Source organism: Castellaniella sp. (assembly GCF_034007085.1).
GTDB lineage: Bacteria > Pseudomonadota > Gammaproteobacteria > Burkholderiales > Burkholderiaceae_B > Castellaniella.
Window position 1 is genome coordinate 1 of the sequence record NZ_JAVERO010000128.1, and the last position, 6,027, is coordinate 6,027.

The 6,027-nt window shown below is 65.8% G+C and carries 5 protein-coding genes; 4 read left to right on the plus strand and 1 reads right to left on the minus strand.

Annotation, left to right across the window (positions count from 1 at the left end):
- Window positions 1–104: 104 nt before the first annotated feature.
- Window positions 105–1,025, minus strand: coding sequence for a LysR substrate-binding domain-containing protein (locus tag RBR29_RS10035; protein WP_320348973.1), 921 nt, complete (start codon window positions 1,023–1,025; stop codon window positions 105–107).
- 109 nt (window positions 1,026–1,134) lie between these two features.
- On the opposite strand from RBR29_RS10035, the gene RBR29_RS10040 reads away from it, so the two are divergent.
- From RBR29_RS10040 to RBR29_RS10055, 4 genes are all read left to right on the plus strand, one after another.
- Window positions 1,135–2,640 carry an acetyl-CoA hydrolase/transferase family protein gene (locus RBR29_RS10040; protein WP_320348975.1) on the plus strand — a complete coding sequence of 502 codons (1,506 nt, stop codon included), beginning with the start codon at window positions 1,135–1,137 and terminating at the stop codon, window positions 2,638–2,640.
- 84 nt (window positions 2,641–2,724) lie between these two features.
- Window positions 2,725–3,360, plus strand: a complete 636-nt coding sequence (gene leuE / locus RBR29_RS10045; protein WP_320348976.1) for a leucine efflux protein LeuE — start codon at window positions 2,725–2,727, stop codon at window positions 3,358–3,360.
- A 102-nt stretch (window positions 3,361–3,462) separates the two neighbouring features.
- Window positions 3,463–5,016 carry an ABC transporter ATP-binding protein gene (locus RBR29_RS10050; protein WP_320348978.1) on the plus strand — a complete coding sequence of 518 codons (1,554 nt, stop codon included), beginning with the start codon at window positions 3,463–3,465 and terminating at the stop codon, window positions 5,014–5,016.
- A partial coding sequence (locus RBR29_RS10055; protein ID WP_320348980.1) for an ABC transporter permease occupies window positions 5,009–6,027 on the plus strand: 1,019 nt, incomplete at its 3' end. The genes RBR29_RS10050 and RBR29_RS10055, both read left to right, overlap by 8 nt.

A 6,027-nucleotide genomic window follows, 5' to 3' on the forward strand; every position in this document is an offset into this window, starting at 1 on the left:
CATCGCTGCAGGCGAGGGTGCCAAGGCTGCCCTGGCGGCCTTCGATTACCTGATCCGCAGTTCGGTTGCGGATGGGAAAAAGACCGTCGCCTGATCTCTGCGGCTCAGTCTGGCCCGCCGCCCTCTGCCATCCAGGGCCAGGGGCCGTCGATATGCTTGCGGCACAGGTCCACCCAGGCCTGGGCCGCATGGCTGAGCATGGGCCAGTCTGCCGCCAGCAGGGCGATGTCCCAGCTCAGCGTGTCGGGGCCCAGGGGGCGGGCGTCCAGCCCCAGGTCTCCCGGATTCCGGATGAAGGGCTCGGGCAGCAGCGCAATGCCCATGCCCGCTTGCGCCATGGACAGGGTCCAGTCCCATTGGCCGCTGCGGGCGGCGATCAGCGGTTCAAAGCCGGCAGCCTGGAATTGCCGGTCCAGCAGGCGCGACAGCGCGAAATCGTCGTTCAGCAGGACCAGCGGTTGTCCGCGCAGGTCCCGGACCCGGGGCGCTGGCGGCAGTGATCGCATCAGTCCGGGTTGGCCGACTGTCAGGATCCGGTGGCGGGCGACGACCCGCGGGCGCAGGCCCAGTTCCGGCGCCACCGGCATCAGGCTGAATCCCAGGTCCAGCCGGCCCTCGGCGACCAGATGCTCGATGGCCCGTCCCGTATCTTCGTGCAGCGCGACTTCGATTTTCGGGTAGCGTTGCCGGTATTCCTTCAGTGGCGCAGTGAACAGGCGGTTGATCATCGGCGGCAGGCCGAGATCCAGCCGGCCCAGTTCCAGGGCCTGGGTGCGGGCGATATCGCGCAGCAGGGCGCGATGCGTTGCGAGCACATCCTGCCCGCGCGCCAGGACCACGCGCCCCATGTCGGTGAGCCTCGCCGGACGCCGCTCCCGGTCCAGCAGCGGCGCGCCGATTTCGTCTTCGAGCTGGCGGACCATCTTGCTGACCGTCGATTGCGTGACGCCCAGGGCGGTGGCGGCATGGGTGAAGTTCCGCCGCTTGGCGGTTTCGATGAAATAGCTGAGCGCGCGCATGTCCATGGAAGGCAGGTCCTTTATCATGGAGATATGGAATTTTATCCATGTATTTCATGAATATTAGCAATGATAATCTCGGCTCGTCATCACACCAATAGACGAGGAGACCAGGATGATGGAGCGCCTGCAATGTGCCGAGTTGAGATCCAGGATCATGACGGCGTCCGAGGCCGCCGCCCTGTTCAGGGACGACATGACGGTCGGCATGAGCGGCTTTACCCGCGCCGGAGACTGCAAGGCCATTCCCGCCGCGCTGGCACAGCGGGCACGGCATGAATCCTTGCGGCTGAACCTGGTCACGGGGGCGTCGCTGGGCAACGACAGCGACGGCCTCATGGCCGAGGCCGGGCTGCTGGCGCGCCGCCTGCCGTTCCAGGCCGATGCCAGGCTGCGCCGCAAGATCAACGAGGGGCAGGTCATGTTCCTCGATCAGCATCTGTCTGAAACCGTGGAGCAGCTGCGCGCGGGGCACCTGCCGAAGATCGACATCGCCGTGGTCGAGGCCGTCGCCATCCTGCCCGACGGCGGCATCGTGCCGTCCATGTCCGTCGGCAATTCCGCCAGCTTCGTCGCCCAGGCCGACCGAGTGATCGTCGAATTGAACACCAGCATGCCCATGAGCCTGATGGGCATGCACGATATCTATGTGCCCGAGGACCGTCCCGGGCGCAAGCCCATTCCCCTGACCGAACCGGACCAGCGCATCGGCGTGCCGGCGATTCCCGTTGATCCGTCGCGCATTGCCGCCATTGTGGTCACCGATCATCCCGACAGTCCGTCCACCGTCCAGCCACCCGACGAGGACACCCGGGCGATTGCCCGCCACATCATCGACTTCCTGCAGGGCGAGGTGGCCGCAGGCCGCCTGTCGGACACGCTGCTGCCGCTGCAGGTCGGCATCGGCACCATCGCCAACGCGGTCGTGCACGGGCTGGTGGACGCGCCGTTTCGCGATTTGCGCATGTACTCCGAAGTCCTCCAGGACAGCGCCATCGCCCTGATCGATGCGGGCCGCGTGTCTTTCGCTTCGGCGTCGTCGATCACGCTGTCGGAACCGGTGTATCGGCGCTTCATGGAGCGCCTGGACGAATACGCCGGGCGGATCGTGCTGCGTCCCCAGGAAATCAGCAACCATTGCGAGATCGTGCGCCGCCTGGGCATCATCGCCATCAATACGGCGCTGGAGTTCGATCTTTACGGCAACGTGAATTCCACGCACGTGGGCGGCACGCGGATGATGAACGGCATCGGCGGCTCGGGCGATTTCGCCCGCCAGGCCCACCTGTCGATCTTCGTGAGCAAGTCCGTGGCCAAGGGCGGCGACATTTCCAGCGTGGTGCCGATGGTGGCCCACGTAGACCACACCGAGCACGACGTGGACATCCTGGTGACCGAATGGGGCCTGGCCGACTTGCGCAACCTGGCGCCGCGCGAGCGCGCGCCCCGCGTCATCGAATGCTGTGCGCACCCGGACTACCGGGAAGCACTCATGGATTACTTCCAGCGCGCTTGTGCGCAGGGTGGCCATACCCCGCACCTCATTGGCGAGGCCCTGTCCTGGCACGAACGTTACGCCCGCACGGGATCGATGCGCAGCGGGCAGACCGTCTGCGCTTGAACGCGTCGTCGCTGTCCGCGGACCATCGCCGGCGCTGAGGCGTGGCGATAAAATACCGCCTTTCCTCCGATAGCGAGACCTGTCATGCTGGCGCAATATGGTGTGTTGGATGTCTGGACCTACCTGGCCGGCGTGGTGTTCATCATCCTGCTGCCTGGGCCCAATTCCCTGTTCGTGCTGGCGAGCGGCGCTGGGCGCGGCGTGCGTGCCGGCTACCAGGCCGCGTTGGGCGTGTTCGTCGGCGATTCCATTCTGATGACCCTGACGGCGGCGGGCGCGGCCTCGGTGCTGCGCCTGCTGCCCATGCTGTTCGTGGCCTTGAAGGCCGCCGGGGCGGTGTACCTGACGTATCTCGGGATCCGGCTGCTGATGTCGGCCTGGCGACCGGCGCCGGCGCAGGTCCGCACAGTCGCAGGGGGGGCGGGCAGCCCTTTTCGCAAGGCCCTGTTGCTCAGCCTGCTCAATCCCAAGGCCATCCTGTTTCTGCTGTCGTTCTTCGTGCAGTTCGTCGATCCCGCCTATGCGCATCCCGCCCTGTCTTTTTTCATCCTGGCCGCCATTTTGCAGGTGTGCAGCCTGCTGTACCTGTCGGTGCTGATCTTCGGTGGCGCACGCCTGGCGGCGGCGTTCCGGCGGCGCCAGGGCCTGGCGCGGGCCGGCAGCGGACTGGTCGGGTTGTTGTTCCTGTGGTTTGCCGGCCGCATGGCTTTCGAGGCCTGAAGGCGGGCTAGGGGTTTATCCCCTTTAGGTGACCCGGTACATCCTGAGTAGAATTTTTCGCATCCCGGGTATTTCAAGAATGATTCGAACTAGGATGCCTGCATGCCTGCACGATTGGCCTTACGAAACATCAGCAAATCCTATCCAGCAGTCCGGGCCAACGATGCGGTCGATCTGACGGTCGAGCCCGGTGAAATCCACGCCATTCTGGGAGAGAACGGCGCCGGCAAATCCACCCTGATGAAGATCATCTACGGTGTCGTCCGACCGGACGCAGGTACGGTGCACTGGGATGGCCAAGAGGTGCGGATCGCCAATCCGGCAGCTGCGCGGGCCCTGGGCCTGGGCATGGTGTTCCAGCATTTTTCCCTGTTCGATACGCTGACGGTGGTGGAAAATATTGCCTTGGGCCTGCCGCCGGGCACGGACATGCAGGCACTCGAAGCGCGGATCACCTCGACAGCGACGCAGTATGGTCTGGACGTCGAACCGCGCCGTCATGTCCATACACTGTCGGTGGGTGAACGCCAGCGCGTGGAAATCGTGCGGGCATTGCTGGGCAAGCCGCGGCTGCTGATCCTGGACGAGCCGACCTCGGTGCTCACACCCCAGGCGGTGTCGCGTCTGTTCGACGTCCTGCGGCAGTTGGCGGCCGAAGGTTGCAGCATTCTGTACATCAGTCACAAGCTCGATGAAATCCGCGCCCTGTGTCAGCGTTGCACCGTAATGCGCGCGGGCCGGGTGACTGGGGTCTGTGACCCACGCCAGGAAACCGAGGCCAGCCTGTCGCGCCTGATGATCGGCGCCGCTCTGCCGGTACATCAGCACCGTGAGCGTCAGGCGGGGCCGGTGCTGTTGCAGGTGCGCGGCCTGGACCTGCCGCGTGCGCATCCATTCGCGACTCCGCTGACGGCGATCGACCTGGAACTGCGCCAGGGCGAAATCCTGGGTGTGGCGGGCGTGTCCGGCAACGGCCAGCAGGAATTGATGGGGGTGCTCACGGGCGAGGACCTGCGTGCCGCCCGGGACGGCATCCTGTTTGATGGCCAGCCCGTTGGCCATCGTTCGTCGGCCTGGCGGCGTGCGCAAGGCATGGCTTTCGTGCCCGAGGAACGCCTGGGGCGTGGCGCCGTGCCCGAACTGTCCCTGGCGCGCAATCTGCTGCTGTCCCACCAGGGAGCGGATACGGTGCGGCTCGGGTGGATCCGAACCCGTGCCGTGCGCCGCATCACCGAGGGCATCATCGAACGCTTTGGCGTCAAGGCCCCCGGTCCCCAGGCATTGGCCGGCAGCCTGTCGGGCGGCAATCTGCAGAAATACATCGTCGGCCGGGAAGTCGTGCGCCAACCCCGGTTGTTGATCATCGCCCAGCCCACCTGGGGGGTGGATGTGGGCGCGGCCACACAGATCCGGGGTGAACTCCTGGCGCTGCGGGACGCGGGTTGTGCCATCTTGCTGATTTCCGAGGAACTGGACGAACTGTTCGAACTGTCCGACCGCCTGACCGTGCTGGCCAAGGGACGTCTGTCGCCCGCCATCTCGCGCGCCGAGGCCTCGCGCGAACAGATCGGTCAATGGATGAGTGGCCTGTGGCCTGGGACGGAGGCTGCCGAATCGCCCGTCGGCCTGATGGCCTCGGAGATCGCCCATGCTTGAGCTCATCGCCCGTGCCGAGCCCTCGCGCCGGATGGTGTGGCTGTCGCCCTTGATGGCGGTCGCGTTGACGGCGTTGTGCGGCGCATTCATGTTCATGGCTTTGGGCAAACCGCCCCTGGGCGGGCTGGCCGTCTTTTTCATCGAGCCGCTCGCCAGCCTGCACGGCTGGGCCGAGATCGGCGTCAAGATGGCACCGCTGCTGCTGTGCGCGGTCGGCCTGGCGCTGTGCTTTCGCGCCAATATTTTCAACATCGGCGCCGAAGGCCAGCTGGTCCTGGGCGCGATCGTGTCGGGTGCGGTCATCCTGTATTTCGATGACGGGATGGGGGGCAGTGGCGGGCCGCTGATGCTGGCCCTTGCGCTGCTGGCGGGGGCGCTGGGCGGCGCAGCCTGGGCGGCCGTGGTGGCCTGGCTGCGTGACCGCTACCATGCCAACGAAATCCTGGTGTCCTTGATGCTGGTGTACGTGGCGCAGCTATTGCTCAGCTATCTGGTGCACGGGGTGATGCGCGACCCGGATGGTTTTGGTTTTCCCCAGTCGCGCCTGTTCGATGATGGATTCCTGCTGCCGGTGTGGTCGGGCACGCGCCTGCATCTGGGTTTTGTGCTGGCTCTGGCGGCGGCGCTGGCGGCCTGGCTGCTGCTGTCTCGCCTGTTTGCTGGCTACCGTCTGACGGTGGGTGGCCTGGCGCCGCTGGCTGCACGCTACGCCGGGTTTTCTTCGCGCCGCGCATTGTGGGGCTGCATGCTGGGTTCTGGCGCGCTGGCGGGGGTGGCCGGTGCCTGCGAGATCATGGGGCCGATCGGTCAGCTCACACCTTCGGTTTCGCCGGGCTACGGCTTTGCTGCCATCATCGTCGCCTTTGTTGGGCGGCTGCATCCCATTGGCGTGGTCTTCGCCAGTTTCGTCATGGCGCTGTTCTACATCGGTGGCGAACTGTCCCAGACCCGCCTGGGCATGCCCAATGCCATCACCGGGATCTTCCAGGGCATTTTGCTGTTTTCGCTGCT